The 349-nt window shown below is 45.3% G+C and carries 2 protein-coding genes; both read left to right on the plus strand.

The window, feature by feature from the left end:
- Positions 1 to 181 (plus strand): adenylyl-sulfate kinase (locus SU32_RS17020; RefSeq protein WP_144421198.1); only part of this gene is annotated, 181 nt, incomplete at its 5' end.
- Positions 174 to 349 (plus strand): NAD-dependent epimerase/dehydratase family protein (locus SU32_RS17300; RefSeq protein WP_144421199.1); only part of this gene is annotated, 176 nt, incomplete at its 3' end. The genes SU32_RS17020 and SU32_RS17300, both read left to right, overlap by 8 nt.

Here is a 349-nt window from a genome sequence, read left to right on the forward strand (position 1 = left end):
TTACAAGAAGGCACGTGCCGGTGAGATTAAAAACTTCACAGGTATTGATTCTGCTTATGAAGTGCCGGAGAACGCAGACATGACCGTAAATACAACCGAGTTGTCCGCTGAACAATCTGCCGATGCCATCATCGCAGATTTGGCAAAACGCGGTATTATTGCACCGCTTGAAGATGACTAAAAAAATCCTTGTAACAGGTGGTGCCGGCTATATTGGTTCACATACTTATGTGGAGCTTAAAGAGGCCGGTTACACACCTGTTATTCTGGATAATTTCTCCAACTCGTCCTCCGGAGTGCTTGACCGGTTAAATCAGCTTTTCCAGCAAGAACCTGTTTTTATCGAGGG

It is taken from the genome of Ahrensia marina (assembly GCF_001293565.1).
GTDB lineage: Bacteria > Pseudomonadota > Alphaproteobacteria > Rhizobiales > Rhizobiaceae > Ahrensia > Ahrensia marina.